14 protein-coding genes and 1 tRNA gene are annotated in these 16,658 nt (G+C 72.1%); 11 read left to right on the top strand and 4 right to left on the bottom strand.

What is annotated here, in order from left to right:
• Positions 1–39 precede the first annotated feature (39 nt).
• A complete protein-coding gene (locus ACTMTJ_RS33315) occupies positions 40–699 on the top strand; it encodes a DUF6766 family protein (RefSeq protein WP_441222617.1) in 660 nt (219 codons plus the stop codon).
• Here the strand turns inward: ACTMTJ_RS33315 and ACTMTJ_RS33310 are convergent.
• Complete coding sequence (locus ACTMTJ_RS33310) at positions 676–1,440, bottom strand: helix-turn-helix domain-containing protein (RefSeq protein ID WP_441222616.1); 765 nt, start codon at positions 1,438–1,440, stop codon at positions 676–678. The two genes, ACTMTJ_RS33315 and ACTMTJ_RS33310, sit on opposite strands and share 24 nt — an antisense overlap.
• A gap of 66 nt (positions 1,441–1,506) precedes the next feature.
• Here ACTMTJ_RS33310 and ACTMTJ_RS33305 point away from each other — a divergent pair, with 66 nt between their 5' ends.
• The 6 genes from ACTMTJ_RS33305 (at position 1,507) to ACTMTJ_RS33280 (ending at position 8,049) form a co-directional block, all read left to right on the top strand.
• Positions 1,507–2,838, top strand: a complete 1,332-nt coding sequence (locus ACTMTJ_RS33305) for an MFS transporter (protein ID WP_441222615.1) — start codon at positions 1,507–1,509, stop codon at positions 2,836–2,838.
• 220 nt (positions 2,839–3,058) lie between these two features.
• Complete coding sequence (locus ACTMTJ_RS33300; protein WP_441222614.1) at positions 3,059–3,724, top strand: hypothetical protein; 666 nt, start codon at positions 3,059–3,061, stop codon at positions 3,722–3,724.
• A 752-nt stretch (positions 3,725–4,476) separates the two neighbouring features.
• Complete coding sequence (locus ACTMTJ_RS33295) at positions 4,477–6,813, top strand: thiamine pyrophosphate-dependent enzyme (protein ID WP_441222613.1); 2,337 nt, start codon at positions 4,477–4,479, stop codon at positions 6,811–6,813.
• 107 nt (positions 6,814–6,920) lie between these two features.
• Positions 6,921–7,355, top strand: a complete 435-nt coding sequence (locus tag ACTMTJ_RS33290; RefSeq protein ID WP_441222612.1) for a DUF3052 domain-containing protein — start codon at positions 6,921–6,923, stop codon at positions 7,353–7,355.
• A gap of 81 nt (positions 7,356–7,436) precedes the next feature.
• A complete protein-coding gene (locus ACTMTJ_RS33285) occupies positions 7,437–7,901 on the top strand; it encodes a peroxiredoxin (protein WP_441222611.1) in 465 nt (154 codons plus the stop codon).
• 73 nt (positions 7,902–7,974) lie between these two features.
• Positions 7,975–8,049 (top strand) — tRNA-Val (locus ACTMTJ_RS33280).
• Between the two features lie 63 nt (positions 8,050–8,112).
• Here ACTMTJ_RS33280 and ACTMTJ_RS33275 read toward each other — a convergent pair.
• From ACTMTJ_RS33275 to ACTMTJ_RS33265, 3 genes are all read right to left on the bottom strand, one after another.
• Positions 8,113–11,247 (bottom strand): S8 family serine peptidase, encoded by a 3,135-nt coding sequence (locus ACTMTJ_RS33275; protein ID WP_441222610.1) that lies wholly within the window; start codon positions 11,245–11,247, stop codon positions 8,113–8,115.
• Between the two features lie 303 nt (positions 11,248–11,550).
• A complete protein-coding gene (locus tag ACTMTJ_RS33270; protein ID WP_441222609.1) occupies positions 11,551–11,799 on the bottom strand; it encodes a hypothetical protein in 249 nt (82 codons plus the stop codon).
• 48 nt (positions 11,800–11,847) lie between these two features.
• Positions 11,848–12,252, bottom strand: a complete 405-nt coding sequence (locus tag ACTMTJ_RS33265; protein ID WP_441222608.1) for a four-helix bundle copper-binding protein — start codon at positions 12,250–12,252, stop codon at positions 11,848–11,850.
• Between the two features lie 102 nt (positions 12,253–12,354).
• Here ACTMTJ_RS33265 and ACTMTJ_RS33260 point away from each other — a divergent pair, with 102 nt between their 5' ends.
• From ACTMTJ_RS33260 to ACTMTJ_RS33245, 4 genes are all read left to right on the top strand, one after another.
• Positions 12,355–12,810, top strand: a complete 456-nt coding sequence (locus ACTMTJ_RS33260; protein ID WP_441222607.1) for a carboxymuconolactone decarboxylase family protein — start codon at positions 12,355–12,357, stop codon at positions 12,808–12,810.
• Positions 12,811–12,939: 129 nt separating this feature from the next.
• Positions 12,940–13,365, top strand: a complete 426-nt coding sequence (locus ACTMTJ_RS33255) for a YciI family protein (RefSeq protein ID WP_441222606.1) — start codon at positions 12,940–12,942, stop codon at positions 13,363–13,365.
• A gap of 8 nt (positions 13,366–13,373) precedes the next feature.
• Positions 13,374–14,612 (top strand): RNA polymerase sigma factor, encoded by a 1,239-nt coding sequence (locus ACTMTJ_RS33250; protein WP_441222605.1) that lies wholly within the window; start codon positions 13,374–13,376, stop codon positions 14,610–14,612.
• Between the two features lie 626 nt (positions 14,613–15,238).
• A complete protein-coding gene (locus ACTMTJ_RS33245) occupies positions 15,239–16,432 on the top strand; it encodes a hypothetical protein (RefSeq protein ID WP_441222604.1) in 1,194 nt (397 codons plus the stop codon).
• Positions 16,433–16,658 lie beyond the last annotated feature (226 nt).

The raw sequence follows: 16,658 nt of genomic DNA, 5'->3' as shown, positions 1-16,658 counted from the left end.
CGTGTATTCAGGCCGGACGGATCTGGGTAGAAGCGGTTCATGCGCAGGTGGATCTGGTTCAACGCCCTCTCCCTGGTGATGTTTGGCGCTTTCTTCGTGTTCCTCCTGCTACAGAGCATTTTCGGGTGGCATGTACGCAACGAGGAGCTGGCTCAGTACGGCCACCCCGCCGACGGTTACTGGGCGTATCTCGGCACCGGACACTTCGTCGAGGCGGTCTTCGAAAACTGGGAGTCCGAGTTTCTCCAGATGGGCTCCTACGTGCTGCTGACCGCGTACCTCGTGCAGCGCGGCTCGCCGGAGTCCAAGCCGCTCGACGAGCAGGACCGGGCCGAGGACTACCCCGAGAAGGCCGGTCCCCACTCGCCCGCGCTGGCGAAGCGGCACGGGCTCGCGAACACGATCTACCGCAACAGCCTCTCCATCGCGCTGCTCGGGCTCTTCGTGCTCTCGTTCGTCATCCACCTGCTCGGCGGCACGGCCGAGTACAACGAGCAGCAGGCGTTGGAGAGCGGCGCGCCCCCGATCAGCGCGGCGAAGTTCCTGACCACCAGCGACTTCTGGTTCCAGTCGATGCAGAACTGGCAGAGCGAGTTCCTCGCGGTCGGCTGCCTGATCGTGCTCAGCATCGTGCTGCGGCAGCACGGCTCGCCGCAGTCGAAGCCGGTGGTCAAGTCACACGCGCACACCGGCGAGTAGCCGCTGGAGCTGGCGCGGCGTGTGGCCGAGGTGGGCGCGCACGGTCCGTGTCAGGTGGGCCTGGTCGGCGAAACCAAGATCAAAAGCCAGGCGGGCCAGGCTCGACTCACCCTGCTCGATCCGGTCCAGCGCCGCGCCCACCCGCACCCTGTTGCGGTATCGCGTGAGCGGCGCGCCGACCACCGCGTGGAACGACCTGCTGAGCCGGTACGGCGACACGCCCACGAGCCGGGCCAGCGGCACCAGGCCGGCCGCGTCCGGGTGGCCCGCGCGGATCGCCTCGCGCGCCCGCTCGACGGTCTCCCGGTCGCCGTCGCCGGCGCTGTGTGCCGGCGTGCCGTCCAGCAGCTGGACCAGCCGCTCGGCCACCGCGAAGTCCGGGTCGTCGCCGTGCGTCTCGCGCCACAGCAGCCGGTGGGCCAGGTCGAGCCGGGCGTCCACGTAGATCGGCCCGGCATGCCCGCGCCACAGGTCGGGGCCGAGCCGGATCGACGTGCACTCGTCGCCGCCGTACGGGTGGGCGAAACGCTCCTCGTCTCCCGGTGACGTCGCGTAGCCCACCGTGCGGTCGGCGAGCACCTCGCCGCCCCGCCCCTTCCGGCGGAAGCCGCCGGAGCGGACCAGCACCACGCCGTACCCCGGGACGGGCTCGGGCGGCGACCACCGCGCGTGGTCGTCGCGGCAGGTCACCGCGCTGACGCTGAAGTCAGGGCGGTCGACCAGCAGCCGGGTGGCGCGCATGCGGCCAGCGTATGCCCGCAAGGATGTTCAAGACCGCCCCCGCCGGCCGGACGCAGAGTTGCCGCCGTGACCACACTCGACTCCCGGCCGCGCGCGGGGACGATGCTCGCCGTCCTGCTCACCGGCCAGGCCATGGCGTCGATGGACAACTCGATCGTGGCGGTCGCCGCGCCCGCCATCCGGGCCGACCTCGGCGGGAGCGGGGCGGTGCAGCAGCTGGTGCTGGCCGGGTACACGCTGGCGTTCGCCGTGCTCGTGGTCACCGGCGCCCGGATCGGCGCGCGGTACGGGTACCAGCGCGTGTTTTTGATCGGTTTGGGCGGTTTCACCGTGACGTCGCTGGCGTGCGGCCTCGCGCCCGGGGCCGCGTTTCTCGTCGCCGCGCGGATCGCGCAGGGCACAGCCGCCGCGATCATGACGCCCCAGGTGCTCTCGCTGATCCAGATCCGCTTGGACAGCGCGGCGCGGGCGCGGGCGATCGGCCTGTACTCGATGATCCTCGCCCTCGGCGTCGCGGCCGGCCAGATCGTCGGCGGCCTGGTGGTGAGCGTCGACCTGGGCGGGTTGTCGTGGCGGCCGGCGTTCCTCGTGAACGTGCCGGTCGGGCTCGTCCTGCTCGTGCTCGGCCCGCGCCTGCTGCCGGCCGGCACGCCCACGCCGGCACGCCTCGACCTGACCGGCGTGTGGCTGCTCTCCGCGGCGATGGTCGGCGTCGTTCTCCCGCTCGTGCTCGGGCGCGAACAGGGCTGGCCGGCCTGGGCGTGGGCCCTCCCGCTCGGGGCCGGCGCGGCGCTGCTGGCGGCGTTCGTCCGCCATGAGCGGCGGGTGGCGGCGCCGCTGGTCGACCTCGCGGTGCTGGCCGTACGCCCGGTGCGGCGCGGGCTGGCCGCCTGCTGCGCGGTGATGGGCTGCTACGCCGCGTTCCTCTTCACGCTGACGCTCCACCTCCAGGACACGCTGGGCTTCGGCGCGCTGGCGGCGGGGCTCGCGTTCGTGCCGTACGCGACCGGCTTCGCGACGAGCAGCCTGCTGGCCCGCCGCCTGCCCGCGCGGGCGGTGTCGGTGGTCGGCCCGCTGGCGTTTGGGGCGGCGGCGCTGGCGACCGCGGCCGTCGGGCGTACCGGCTGGCCCTGGATCGTCGGCAGCGGCCTGCTGCTGGTCGGCGGCGCCGGCCACGCGGCCGGCTTCACGCCGCTGGTCACCCGGATCTCCCCGCTCATCCGCCCCGAGCAGGCCGCGTCCTTCTCCGCGCTGGTGTCGACCGGCGCCCTGCTCGCGAGCGTGCTGGGCGTGTCCGCGCTCGGCGCGGTGTACCTGGGAACGGGGTCGTTCGCGCTGGTCACGGTCTTGATCGCGGCCCTGCTGTGCGGCGGCGCGGTGAGCGCCTCCCGGGCGTGAGCCGAGGCGGGCGGTGCCGCCCTGGGCCGTAGGGGCGGCGGGCGGTGAACGCCTCCCGGGCGTGGGGCGGCGGGCGGTGAGCGCGTCCCGGGCGTAGGTCCGGCGGGCGGTGAGCGCCTCCCGGGCGTGGGCCGGGCATTATGCGCGCCGGGCGGGCGGCGGGCGGCGACTTCCCGCGTTCCGGCCCGGCCGGGCCGGGGCCGGCGTCACCCTCATGCTCATGTACGCATCCACGCATCCATGGCGGTCCGCCGCCGTCGGCCTGTGCGGGGCAGCCGGCCTCGCGCTGGCGGTCGGCCTGGGCGCGGCCATGGAGACGGGCGCGCCCGCGCTCGCACTCGCGTCAGACGCCGTAGTGATGCCGTCAGCAACGCCGCTGACCGCGGAGCCGGCCACCACCGAGCTGGATGTCCCCGCCGCCGACGGCATCCGCGTCCCGATCCCGTCGTCCTCGCCTACCGCCGAGGCACCGGCCGCCGAGGATGATGCGGCCATCGCCCCGCCGGCGTCGTCCGAGCCTTCGCCGCCTGGGGTAGAGACCGCACCTGAGGTGGCGGAGGAGCCCGCCGCCGCGGAGAGCGCGGCAGCGCCTGCCGAGACCAGCCGGCCGCCGATGGTCGGCCCACCGATGCCCAGGAACGGCGACCGGGACTGCGCCGACTTCGAACGCCAGTCCTTCCCGATCGACCCGAACAACGACCCGGACAACCTCGACGCGGACGGCGACGGCATCGCCTGCGAACCGCCGCCCGGGTCAGGTGAGTCGGACGACCCGGACTGCGAAGACTTCAAGGAGCGGCCGTTCCGTCTCGACCCGAACAACGATCCGTACGACCTCGACCGCGACGGTGATGGCATCGCATGTGAGGCACCACCCGACGAGTGAATCCGGCGAGCGAGCGGGCCCGGCGCAATTGCCGAGGCCCGCTCACTTTAGGTGTCCCGTGTATGGGCGGTTCGTCAATGATTTGCGCACGTAAATATTTGTGGACCTATTTGTTTTGAGCGACGACCAACAATTCGTAACGCAATGGGCACGTTGGGCGAGATGCCCCAAAGGTGTTGCTTCCAGTCCTGCGGAGTACTAACGTCGATCTCCGTTGGCGCAAGGCAACCAAGGGAACCGGGCCTTGGCCAAGTGGTGGAGTGACGTTACCGACTGGGAGGCAGCCAGCACAACGTAGTGGTGCCTGACGTCATCCACATCGCCTAAACCAGAAAGCGGCCTTCCTTAAAGGCCGGCACATCGTCGTGCCCAAGAATGAAAAGAGGTTTGAGTCAGCGTGGCCGGACTGTTAGCTCGCGGCGTCCTCGTGATCGCGTCCGTCATACTCGCCAGCACGGCCGCCGTCGCGGCTCCAGCGGTCGCGGCTCCGGCCTCGGCCGTGTCGGTCGTGGTCGCGGCACCGGATAAGTGCTACCTGCATCCGGAATATAAGGGCCGGTGTATTTGGCAGAAGGCAACTGGCATTTGACAATCACAAATTGCACGACCCATGGACGGAAATACGCGACCTGCCACGCCCCACGCGTGGCAGGTCGTTTCGTGATCGCCTCCAGCGTGAGCCGGGCGCCGGAGTGGCCGGATCTGAGCGGCCGGCGGACGCTCCGGGTGGCCGGGGTTGGCTCCGGTCGGTAATGCTGTGCACCGTGACGACCCCTCAAGATTTGGATCAGCGCTTCCGAGAGGCGGTAGGCGGCCTGGCCGAGTCCGCGGGCGAGCAGGAGCCCGGCGCGCCGGTGCGTGAGGGCAGCGGGCTCACCGGGAGCGCCGCGCTCGACCTGTTCGACGCCCAGCTCACCAGCCGTCATCTTGACCTGGCGGGGCGCTGGCTGCGCAGCTTCGGCGAGGGGTTCTACACGATCGGCTCCTCGGGCCACGAGGGCAACGCCGCCGTCGCCGCCGCGCTGCGCCCCAGTGATCCGGCCCTGCTGCACTACCGCTCGGGCGGGTTCTACTGCGCCCGCGTGGCGCAGGCGATGCCGGTCAAGGACGAGGAAAACGGCGACGGCGCGGTCGCCGCCGCCGCGCGTGACGTGCTTCGGGGGATGGTGGCCTCGAGCCAGGAGCCGATCGCCGGCGGGCGGCACAAGGTCTTCGGCAACGCCGATCTCCACGTGATCCCGACCACGTCCACGGTGGCCTCGCACCTGCCCCGCGCGGTTGGGGTCGCGTTCGCGATCGAGCGGCTGCGGCGGCTGGGCCCGGCCACCCGTTCCACGCGTGCCGCGCGTCCCCAGCTCGACGCGCGGTCGCCGTGGCCGGCGGACGCGATCGCGGTGTCCTCGTTCGGCGACGCTTCGATCAACCACGCGAGCGCGGTGGCCGCGTTCAACACGGCCGGCTGGTGCGACCACTCCGGCCTGCGCCTGCCCTTGCTCTTCGTGTGCGAGGACAACGGCCTGGGCATCAGCGTCCGTTCACCGTCGGGCTGGGTGGAGGCCGCGCTGCGTGCGCGGCCGGGCATCCGGTACTTCGCCGCGGACGGGTGCGACGTGGCCGCGACGTTCGACGCGGCGACGGAGGCGGCCGCGTGGGTGCGGCGGCACCGGCGGCCCGCCGTGCTCCACCTGACCACCGTGCGACTGATGGGTCACGCCGGCGCCGACGCGGAGACCGCCTACCGCACACCGGGCGACATCGAGCGGGACGTGGCCCGCGACCCGCTCGTCGCCACCGCCCGGCTGCTCGTGGCCGCCAGCCTGGCCCGGCCGGACGAGATCGTCTCGCGCTACGACGAAGTGGGCTGGCAGGTCCGCAAAGTGGCCGAGGAGGTCCTCAGCGAGGCGAAGCTGGAGGGTCCGGCCGACGTCGCGGCCCCGCTGGCGCCCCGCCGGCCGGTACGCGTGGCGAAGGCGATCTCCGAGGCCGCCGCGCGGGCGGAGGGGCCCTCTGGACCGGCCCGGGACGCGGGCTTCTCCGGGCGGCTGCCGGAGGAGGCCGGCCCGCTCACGCTCGCCCAGACGATCAACGCGGCGCTCGCCGACGGCATGGTCGCCAACCCGAGCATGGCCACGTTCGGCGAGGACGTCGCGGTCAAGGGCGGGGTGTACGGGGTCACGAAGGGCCTGCGCGACCGCTTCGGCGCGTCCCGGGTCTTCGACACACTGCTGGACGAGACCTCGATCCTCGGCCTGGGGCTGGGTGCCGGCCTGAGCGGCATGCTGCCGGTCCCGGAGATCCAGTACCTCGCCTACCTGCACAACGCCGAGGACCAGATCCGCGGCGAGGCGGCCACCATGCAGTTCTTCTCGCGGGGCGCCTATCGCAACCCCATGGTGGTACGCGTCGCCGGCCTCGCGTACCAGGAGGGGTTCGGCGGCCACTTCCACAACGACAACTCGGTGGCGGTGCTGCGGGACATCCCCGGCATCGTGGTCGCGGTGCCGGCCCGGCCGGACGACGCCGCGCCGATGCTGCGCACCTGCCTCGCCAGCGCGGCGGTGGACGGCAGCGTGTGCGTGTACCTGGAGCCGATCGCGCTGTACCACACCCGCGACCTGTACGCGGAGGGTGACGGCGAGTGGCTCGCCCCCTACCTGCCCCCGGATGCCTGGTCGGCCGCTCATGTGCCGATCGGGCGCGCTCGCGTGTACGGCGTGGGTTCGGCCGAAGACATCACGATCATCACGTTCGGCAACGGGGTGCGCATGTCGCTGCGGGCCGCCGCCCGCCTGGCCACCGAGGGCGTCGGCGCGCGGGTGGTGGACCTGCGGTGGCTCGCCCCGCTGCCGGTGGCCGACATCATCCGCGAGTCCTCCGCGACCGGGCGGGTGCTCATCGTGGACGAGACACGCCGTTCCGGCGGTGTCGGCGAGGGTGTTTTGGCGGCTCTCGTCGATGGCGGCTACGTGGGCGCGGCGCGGCGAATCGCGTCAGTTGACTCGTTCATCCCGCTAGGTCCGGCCGCCCGTCACGTGCTCGTGACCGAAGATGCCATCACCCAGGGTGCCCGAGGGCTCTTGGCACGGTAAATTGCCTTCCACTCGGTGCGCCACTTGCGCGCGGCGACGCAACTGTGTGGACTACGCGCTATCGGCGGTTCACGCCGGGAGCTGTTGAGATGAGGAGGCATGCGACAGTGAGCGCGACCGCTGGTCAGGCCGCCGACGGCGTACGCAGCCTGGCGGACCGGTTCGGCATCGAGCCGGGGATGGTGGTCATGGAGATGGGCTACGACGACGACGTCGACGAGGATCTCCGCGACGCCCTTGTAGACCGCTGCGGGGAGCTGGTCGACGAAGACACGGACGAAGTCGTCGACGCGGTGCTGGTCTGGTATCGCGACGGCGACGGCGACCTGTTCGACCTGCTGGTACAGACGCTGACCCCCCTCGCCGACAGCGGCGTGGTGTGGTTGCTGACGCCCAAGGCCGGCCGGCCGGGGCACGTCGAGCCGAGCGAGATCAGCGAGGTGGCACCGACCGCCGGGCTCCAGCAGACGTCGACGGTCAACGCGGGTAAGGACTGGAGTGCGGCACGGCTGGTGACACCGCGCGCCGCGCGCAAGAAGTAGCCATCCCGCGTACGACCGGCGGCGCCCCCTCCCACGGACCGCCGGCCCGTCGCCATGCGCTCTACGAGAAGGGTTTCACCGATGCCGATCCCGGTGGGCGTGGAGGCGCCCGACTTCCTCCTGCGCGACCAAAACAACCAGGAGGTCCGCCTGTCCGACTTCCGGGGCGGCAAGAGCGTGTTGCTGGTGTTCTACCCGCTGGCGTTCACCGGCACGTGCCAGGGCGAGCTGTGCGAGGTGGCGGAAAACCTCGACGCCTACGCCAACGCGGAGGTCCAGGTCCTGACCGTCAGCGTCGACTCGGTCTACAGCCACAAGGTGTGGGCCGACCGGGAGGGGTTTGATTTTCCCCTTCTGTCCGACTTTTGGCCCCACGGCGCGGTCGCCCAGGCGTACGGCGTCTTCAACGCCGACCGCGGCTACGCCAACCGCGGCACCTTCGTCATCGACAAGGCGGGCATCGTCCGGTTCGCCGAGATGAACATGCCCGGCGAGGCCCGCGACCAGGCCGGCTGGCGCAAGGCGCTGGCTGAGGTGGAGGCCTGACCCGTCGACTTGCGCCGATCGCCAAGGGCAGGCAAGGTACGATTGCCGCCGCCTGGCCTCACAGCCGGCGTCGGGGCGCGTAGCTCAGCGGAAGAGCACTCGGCTTACAACCGAGGGGTCGCAGGTTCGAACCCTGCCGCGCCCACCAGGCCAGCGGAGCCCTCCCGCCAGGGGCCGCGACGAGTGGCCGCGGCCCCGGCGAGACGCGGCCCTACGAGCCGATGGCGTAGGCGCGGACCAGAGTGAGTTCCGCGGTGTTTCCGTCGCGGTCGACGGCGGTGGCGCGCAAGGAGACGAAACCGTCCGCCGCCGGGTGGGTGATCACCGCCGTGCGACTCCAGCCCGAGCCGGTCAGCGGCGCGGGCTGCCAGTGCCCACCGTCGTCATAGGACACGTCGACCCGTAGTGCGCGCGGCCCGCTCGCCGGTGCGCCGGGCTGGCGCTGCACGTGCACCGGCAGCGCGAACGTGCAGCCGGCCTTGGCCCGGTTTCGCTGGTCGAGCGTGGGTGCGAAACGGATGGCCAGCAACGGCAACGGCTGGGCGTCGGGGGCCGCCGAGTGCCCGGACCGGAAGGTCCAGGCCGCGTCGACCCTTGTGGACAGTGTCGCGGTGGATCGTGTCGCGCTGGCCTCCAGCCGGTAGGTGTCCGGCGCGGAGGGCACGTCGAACGAGCCGCTCAGCCCGTCTCCCACGCCCACCTGCCGGCCGTTTCGCGACAGCGCCGTCTGGGCCGTGTCGGTGGCCGACCAGCCCACGTGGCGGTCCGCCTGGTCGGTGAAGAGGTTCAGGGTGTATCCGATCGTGTCGTCCGAGCGCCAGCCGCCCTGCCCGCCGAGCGAGGGATGGTCCGGAAAGGACGGTCCGAACGGGGCGGCGTTCCAGCGTTCCACTGTGGTGCCTCGCCGGTAGGTCGCGGGCGCGGACCGGATCAACGCGGTGTACTCGTACTCGCCCGCACCGCGGGGGCGCAGCGAGACCTCGCGCCGCCACTCCAGCCCCGGTGTGTAGCGCTCGACGAGCGTGGCCGGGGTCGCCACGTCGACGAGGTTGTCCTTGCGGGCCACCTGGTCCGGAGCCGACGCCGCGATCTCGGTGCGCACCGTGGCCAGGTCGGCGTCACGGATCCGCTTGACGAGCGTGTCCGGCAGGCCGCCGGCGGCGTCGGTCCAGCTCAGGTGGTAAAAGTACGGGCTGCCCGTGAATCCGCCGGTGCCGTCCGGCTCGGCGAGGTGGCCTCGCATGTGGACGGTGAACTCGTCGGCGGGAGCGGACGTGCGCGACGGCCGGACGAAGAGCCCGTCGAAGTTCTCCGCGAAGTACCGCGTCTCCGCGTCGTAGCCGGCCACCCGGCGGGAGAAACCGAACTCGGCGGACGCGGGCCGGGCCGTGGGCCGGTCGACGGCGAGCCCGACCGGCACGGCCTGCCGGGCGTCGACGACGAACGTGCTGTCGGCGGTGACCGTCACCAGCGGCTCGGCGACCAGCGTGGTGCTGTCGCCGCCAGAGCCGTCGGGGGTCGTGACGGTGGCCGTGACGTAGTAGCGGCCCCGGGGCAGCCGCACGCCGACCGTTCCGGAGGCGTCGTACGGCTCGCTGCTCTTCCCGGTGTCGACGTCCGTCACCTGGACCGAGTACGAGGACGTGTGCGCGCCGCCCCGGTCGAGGAAGCTGAGGGACAGGTCGTAGCTCTCGACCTCCAGGGTCACCGCGACCGGCGTCCGCACCGACGTTCGCCCGTCGCCGGCGACGACGTACCCGCCGTAGATGCCCGGCGGCCGGGGTCCGGACGGGTCCGTGACCAGGCGCACCGACGTCGTGCCGCCGGCCGGCACCGTGATCTGGGCGGGCTCGACGGTGAACATCCCGGCCGGCGCCGGCTGGCCGTCCGGTCCCCGCACGTCGGTCGCGACGTCGAGCGTCACCGGGGCGCTTCCGTGGTTCCGGTACGTGATCGTGTCGGTGGTCCCCGCGCCGCTGGCGTACGGCCAGCGGACCAACCCCTTGCTCAGGCTCGCCGGCGCGGCGGTCACCGACTGCGTTGTGGCCCGCGCGAGGTCCACCCGCCCGGCGCCCTGCGCGTAGACGGTGGCGCCGTCCCTCGGCGTGGCGCTGCCCATGAGGGCCGGCTTGATTTCGTCGGCGTCCCATCCGGGGTGCTGGCCGGCGAGGATCGCCGCGGCCCCGGCGACGTGTGGTGCGGCCATCGAGGTGCCGGACATGGCCACGTAGGGGTCGCCGTCCGAGCCCGCCCGAGCCGACGCGATGTCTACGCCCGGCGCGGTGATGTCGGGCTTGACGGCCAGGTCGCCGATGCGCGGGCCGCGGGAGGAGAAGTCGGCCAGGGCCTCCTGCCGGTCGACCGCACCGACGGTCAGGGCCTCGTCGGCCGTGCCGGGACTTCCGAGCGATCCGGGCGCGGGACCGTCGTTGCCGGCCGACACCACGAAGAGCGTGCCGGAGTCCCGGGCCAGCCGGTTGAGCGCCGACTCGAGCGGACCGGTGCCCTCCTCGTCGTAGAAGCCGATGCTGATGTTCACCACGTCGGCGCCTTCGTCGACGGCCCACTCCATGGCCGCGATCACCTGGGATTCGGAGACGTCGCCGTAGACGTCCGCCACCTTGCCGACGAGCAGCTTGGCGTCGGGCGCGACACCGACCCGCTCGCCGCCGGACGCCGCGCCGTTGCCGGTGATGATGCCGGCGACGTGGGTGCCGTGACCGTTGCGGTCGTCGGTGCCGGGCTCCTCGTCGACGAAGCCCTTCGCGCCGGCCACGGCGTCGGCGAGGTCGGGATGGGTGGCGTCGAGCCCGGAGTCGATCACGGCGACGGTCGCACCGGCGCCGGTGTGCCCGGCCTGCCAGGCCGCCGGCGCACCGATTTGTGGCACACTTCGATCCAGGCTGACCTTGCCTTTGCCGTCCAGCCAGAGGCCGCTCAGGCCGGACTCGGTGGCCGCCCGCCAGAACGCGCCGGCGCGAGCCTTGCCGACCGTGGCGGCCGAGGCACCGATCACCGGCAGGTCACGTGTCACCCGGCCGCCGGCGTCGCGCAGCCGCTCACCGGCCGACCGGGCGGACGAGCCCTGGTGACCCACGATGACCGGCAGATCCGGGCGCGAGTCGTCGTATCCCATGCGGATGAGCGCCGCGACGTCGAACAACCGCCGATCCACCCGGCCCGCCGCGACGAGCGGCAACGCGTCGGTCGGCAGGACGTATTCGCCGCCGCGGTCCGCATGCCGCACGAACCCCACGTGCCGGCCCTCGCCCGCTCGGGCCGACACCACCTCGACCCGGGCACCGAGCACCCGGACGAGCACCCGGTCGCCGGTAACGAGCGTCACCCACCGCTGCTCCGCGGCACGACCGGCGGCGGCCGCCGGTTGCGGAGCGGCGGCCCCGGTCGCACTCGCTCCTAATAGGACAATAAGCGCTAGCGCAAGCCTGCCCAGTCTTTTCACGTCTCTCCCCGCTCTGCCGACTCCAACGGTCGCGGCCGGCAACACGCCTGGCACGACGTATCGGTTGCGGCACAGCAGGGTCAGGAACGCGACACATGTGGCCGGCGTTCAACGTCGCGGTGTGGACAGGAATCTATCCGCGACGGCTTGCAGGGGTCTTTCACAAGGCTTTCAAAGGGGGGTTGCTCAGTGCGGTCCGGTGTGACCGGTGAAGTCGGGGCGCAGCGCACGGCCCGCCGCGCTGTGCGGATCGGGCTCGCCATCGGTGTCGTCCACCTCGCGCCGGACCTCTTCCTCGGCCTGCACGATGCCCGCGTCGTTGCCGGACTCGTCGTCGACCTGCCCGTCCCCGGGTGACCTCGCCATCGCGCGGGTCAGCTCGGACAGCGGCAGCTTCTCCTCGTCCCGCCAGACGCCATCGGTGTCTGCACTCATACCGAAAGGGCTACCCGCTCGGGCCGCCCACAAACCGCGGCCCGGTCGTCACCGCAACGCCACCATCAGGTCGCGGCAGACCCGCTCGCACGAATAGCACGCCTCGGCGCAGACCCGGCAGTGCTGCTGCCGCTCGACGTGGTGGGCACACTCCTCCGCGCACGCGCGGCAGGCGGTCGCGCAGGCTTCCAGCATCGTCCGGCTGATCGCGCCGTCCGCACCGGCGTGGCGCGACAGCATTCGGGCGGTGGCGAGGCAGATGTCGGCGCAGTTGAGGTTGAGCGCGATGCAGCGGGTCAGGTCAGCGACCTGGTCGTCGCTGAGGCAGGCGTCGGCGCACGCGGTACAGGTTTCCGCGCACGCGTTCAGCGAGTCGATCGCCGCGGCGAGGCGGGTCCGGTCGACGTCCGCCCGCCGCGGATGGGTCTCCAGCATGGAGAGCGTCGTGGTCATGGAGGGCTCGATTCCCCGTGACGGGCGTCTCATGCGGCCGTGTCACCTCTTCCCCGCGGGTCCCGTCAACGCGGTAACGAAGACCGAGAGAGGAAGACGGAAATGCAGCGGATGACCAACCCGGCGATGGTCCTGCCGGAGTCGATGAAGGCGATCAACATGCTCGTCAAGGTGACGCACGGCGTGGGCGTGCCGGCCTCGATCCTGGAACTGGTGCACCTGCGTGCCAGCCAGGTCAACGGGTGTGGCTACTGCGTCGACGCCGGCGCGCGCAGCGCGAAGAAGGCCGGCGAGACCGACGAGCGGCTCTTCGCCGTGGCCGCGTGGCGCGAGTCGCCGTACTTCACCGACGCCGAGCGGGCCGCGCTGGCACTGAGCGAGGCGGCGACCCGGATCGCCGACCGCGGCGACGCGGTGCCGGACGACGTGTGGGAGGCGGCGGCGAAGCACTTCGACGAGCGGGAGCTGGCCGCCATCGTCATGTGGATCGCCACCACCAACCTCTTCAACCGCCTCAACGTCACGATCCGCCAGCCCGCCGGCGAAGGCCTGGGCTGAGACGGCGCGGGCGGGGCACCCCGCCCGCGCTCGCCGACTATCTTCCAAAGGTGGTGTCCGGTGGCGAGCGGTGGCTCCGACGTCTCCTGTGAAGGCGCCACCGTGGCGCCGGTGGAGAGGAGCACGGCCATGAAGTACATGATCATGCTGATGGGGTCGCAGCGGGACTACGACATGATCACCGGGAAGGCCGGCGGAGACAGCCCGGCCTGGACGCCCGAGGAGATCGGCGCACTCCACGACTTCATGCGCAAGTGGAACGAGGAGCTGGTCGAGTCCGGCGAGTTCGTCGACGCGCGCGGGCTCACCGCGCCGGTGCACGCGCGGCGGGTGCGGTTGCGGGACGGCGTGCCGGTGGTGACCGACGGGCCGTACGCGGAGACGCAGGAGGTCCTGGCCGGCTACAACATCGTCGAGTGCGAGAGCTTCGACCGGGCCACCGAGATCGCCGCCAAGCTCGCGTACACGCCGCACCCGGAGCACGCCAAGCTCGCCAACGAGTGGTACGTCGACGTCAGGCCGATCGTCGACGGCGTGGACGAGCTGGAGCTCTGAGCGGAGCCGTGCCGGACGCCGAGGTCGAGGACCTGTTGCGCACGCTCGCGCCGCAGGTCCTCGGCGCGGTCGTGCGGCGGTACGGGCACTTCGACACCGCCGAGGACGCCGTGCAGGAGGCGCTGCTCGCGGCCGCGTCGCAGTGGCCGGAGGAGGGCGTGCCGGAGCGGCCGAAGGCCTGGCTGATCACGGTGGCCGCGCGGCGGCTGACCGATCTGCTCCGCAGCGAGCAGGCCCGCCAGCGCCGCGAGGACACGGTCGCCCAGTGGGTGCTGCCCGAGCAGTGGCTGGCGCCGGCCGCCGACCGCCCGGTGTCCGACTCCGACGACACACTGATCCTGCTCTTCATGTGTTGCCATCCGGCGCTCACCCCGGCCGGCCAGATCGCGCTCACGCTGCGGGCGGTGGGCGGCCTGACCACGGCCGAGATCGCGCGCGCGTTTCTCGTGCCCGAGGGCACGATGACCCGGCGGATCACCCGGGCCAAGCAGAGCATCCAGCAGAGCGGCATCCCCTTCGGGATGCCGAGGCCCGAGGAGCGCGCCGCCCGGCTCGCCGCCGTCCTCCACGTCCTCTACCTGATTTTCAACGAGGGGTACACGAGCACCTCCGGCCCGGCGCTCCAGCGCGCCGAGCTCGCCGGCGAGGCGATCCGGCTGGCCCGCATGGTGCACCGACTGCTGCCCGATGACGGTGAGGTGGCCGGCCTGCTCGCGCTGATGCTGCTCACCGACGCGCGGCGACCGGCGCGCACCGGTCCGGACGGCGAGCTCGTCCCGATGGCGGAGCAGGACCGGAGCCGGTGGAACGCGGCGTACGTCAGGGAAGGCGTCGACCTGATCAGTGCCGTGCTGCCGAAGGGCGTGGCCGGGCCGTACCAGATCCAGGCGGCCATCGCGGCGGTCCACGACGAGGCGCCGAGCGCGGAGGCGACCGACTGGCCGCAGATCCTCGCCTTGTACGAGGTGCTGATGGAGATCTCGGACAACCCGATGGTCGCGCTCAACCACGCCGTCGCGGTGGCGATGGTGCGCGGCGCGCGGGCCGGTCTCGAGCTGCTCGGAGGGCTCGAGGCCGACGAGCGGATCGCGCGCGACCACCGGCTGGAGGCGGTCCGGGCCCACCTGCTGGAGATGGCGGGCGAGCGGGCGGCGGCCCGCGCGGCGTACGACCTGGCGGCCGGCCGCACGACAAGCCAGCCGCAGCAGCGATATCTGCACGCCCGCGCCGCCCGCATCGCCGACTGAATTTACGTTCTTAATAGTCGGGGCGGTCAGATGAAAATTGCATTCTGCGGGGTGCATCGCCGCTGAACCTCGGGGTGAAGGTACGCCTCTTTCTTGGGCGCTGGTGCGACGGACTGAGCCGCCGCCACGGCGGCCGGTGCGGCGAGCAGGGAAAGCGCGAGCGCGACGGCGGCTATCAACCTGACCACTGCTAATCAACCTCTATCCATTTAGGCACACCGATATGCCGGCCGCTATGACGGCCGTCCGGTGAATGGTGGGTGGAGGAGACGCCACTGCGTTGGGCTGGGCAACCTCCTGGTCGGTGACGTCTCTACGCGGCTGGCGAGGGGCGCCGTGCCCGTTGGGGCCATCCCGCGAATTCGCGATCATGCTATCGGGGCACGCTTGCGCCACGCAAGGAAGATTGCGATCTTTGCTGAGCGTGCGCGCGGCGTTACAAGCTTATTTGTCAGCCCGCTGAACAATTCCTTGCGAGCCCGTAAGTATGGGCAAGCGTCTTTGTCCCTTACGATTCGACGTGACAATTTTTCACGGTTCCGACCTGCGCGATTGGAGATCCTGTCCGGGTTGGTGTCCGGATTCGTGCACGGAACTTGTCCGCCAACGCGTCGCACGATCTCGGCATGCGATGGCTGAGGTTTCCGATAGGGCGTGACGCCGCTTTCTGGCGGACCGTGGCGACCGAGCGCACCGTGCTCGCCGCCGTACACACGATGGCGAGCGCCGGGCACGTGCTCGACGCGATCGAGCTGCTGGAGCCGGACCGCCGGATCCAGGTGGTGTTCACACAGGCGCCGGATCGGTTCAGCGGTGGGGTGCACGACCACCTGCGCGCGGCGGGCGTCGTCGCGATCGACTGGGACCAGGCGGTGCACACGGACTTCGACCTTGTGGTGTCCGCCGATCGCGGCGGCCTGCACGAGCTCGGCGGGCCGTGGCTGGCGCTGGCCCATGGCGTCATGAACAACAAGCTGACCCGGGCGAGCGGCGGCATGGTGGTCGGCCTCGGCGCGCCGTGGTTCACCCACTTCGGCCGCCTCCTGCCGGCGGCGGTGGCGGTGTCGCACCCCGACGTGGTGGACGCTCTGCGGCACCAGTGCCCGGAGGCGGTACCCGTGGCGGCCGTCACCGGCGACCTCTGCCTGGACCGCCTGGTCGAGAGCCGGCGGCATCGCGCCGCCTATCGGGAGGCGCTGGGCGTCGACGACCAGCGCACGCTTGTCGCGATCAGCTCCACCTGGGGCCCGGACTCGCTGCTCGGGCGCGCGCCGGACACCCTGTTCGACCTCGTCGCCGACCTTCCGGACCGGTACGCGGTGACCATGGTGATCCATCCGGGGGCCTGGCACGGCCACGGGAGCCGGCAGGTGCTCGCGTGGCTCGCCCGGCAGCGGCGGGCCGGGCTGCGGCTCGTCGACCCGGCGAGCTGGCGTGGCCTCGTCGCCGCGGCGGACGTCGTCATCGGTGACCACGGCTCGGCGACGATCTACGCGGCCGCCGCCGGTGTGCCCGTGCTCCGGGCCGGACCACTGCCGCCGACCGCGCCGGGTGCGGCCGCGGAGATCATGGGCGCCGTCACCCGGGCGGTGGAGCCGGGCCGCCCGCTCGGTCCCCAGCTGCGCGCGGCAGTCGCCTCCTTCGACGCCGCCGCGTACGCCCGGGTCGCCGGCGCGGTCACCGCCCGGCCGGGTGCGGCGGCCAGCCTGCTGCGCGCCCGGATGTACCACCTGCTGCGGCTGCCGGAACCGGAGACGGGCTGCGCGCCGGCGCCGGTAGGCCGGCCCATGCCGGTCGGCGACGACCGGAGCCGGCTGTGAGCCGCCCCGAGGTCGCGGTGATCGCCGACGTCGATCGGGCGCCGCCGCGCTGGCTTGAGGTGGCCGACGTCATCGTCGCCCGGCGCGCGCAGCCCTCTCCACAGTGGATTCACGAGGCGTTGGAACGGTTTCCCGGCGCGGGGATCGTGGCGATGGACCGCGGTGACGGGAGGACCCTGCTCGGGCTCCGGGACGGATCGCTCGTCACGGCCGCGGGCGGGCGGCC

This window comes from Phytohabitans sp. LJ34 (genome assembly GCF_052068095.1).
Lineage (GTDB): Bacteria > Actinomycetota > Actinomycetes > Mycobacteriales > Micromonosporaceae > Phytohabitans.
The sequence above is the reverse complement of the archived record's forward strand: the minus strand, read 5'-3'. Positions and strand labels throughout refer to the sequence as shown.

What these genes read in the sequence shown, in the direction of transcription:
- ACTMTJ_RS33255 (WP_441222606.1), top strand. Translation starts at nt 12,940, where the DNA reads ATGAAGTACATGATCATGCTGATGGGGTCGCAGCGGGACTACGACATG.
- ACTMTJ_RS33265 (WP_441222608.1), bottom strand. Translation starts at nt 12,252, where the DNA reads ATGACCACGACGCTCTCCATGCTGGAGACCCATCCGCGGCGGGCGGAC.
- ACTMTJ_RS33300 (WP_441222614.1), top strand. Translation starts at nt 3,059, where the DNA reads ATGTACGCATCCACGCATCCATGGCGGTCCGCCGCCGTCGGCCTGTGC.
- ACTMTJ_RS33285 (WP_441222611.1), top strand. Translation starts at nt 7,437, where the DNA reads ATGCCGATCCCGGTGGGCGTGGAGGCGCCCGACTTCCTCCTGCGCGAC.
- ACTMTJ_RS33295 (WP_441222613.1), top strand. Translation starts at nt 4,477, where the DNA reads ATGCTGTGCACCGTGACGACCCCTCAAGATTTGGATCAGCGCTTCCGA.
- ACTMTJ_RS33270 (WP_441222609.1), bottom strand. Translation starts at nt 11,799, where the DNA reads ATGAGTGCAGACACCGATGGCGTCTGGCGGGACGAGGAGAAGCTGCCG.
- ACTMTJ_RS33245 (WP_441222604.1), top strand. Translation starts at nt 15,239, where the DNA reads ATGCGATGGCTGAGGTTTCCGATAGGGCGTGACGCCGCTTTCTGGCGG.
- ACTMTJ_RS33260 (WP_441222607.1), top strand. Translation starts at nt 12,355, where the DNA reads ATGCAGCGGATGACCAACCCGGCGATGGTCCTGCCGGAGTCGATGAAG.
- ACTMTJ_RS33315 (WP_441222617.1), top strand. Translation starts at nt 40, where the DNA reads ATGCGCAGGTGGATCTGGTTCAACGCCCTCTCCCTGGTGATGTTTGGC.
- ACTMTJ_RS33310 (WP_441222616.1), bottom strand. Translation starts at nt 1,440, where the DNA reads ATGCGCGCCACCCGGCTGCTGGTCGACCGCCCTGACTTCAGCGTCAGC.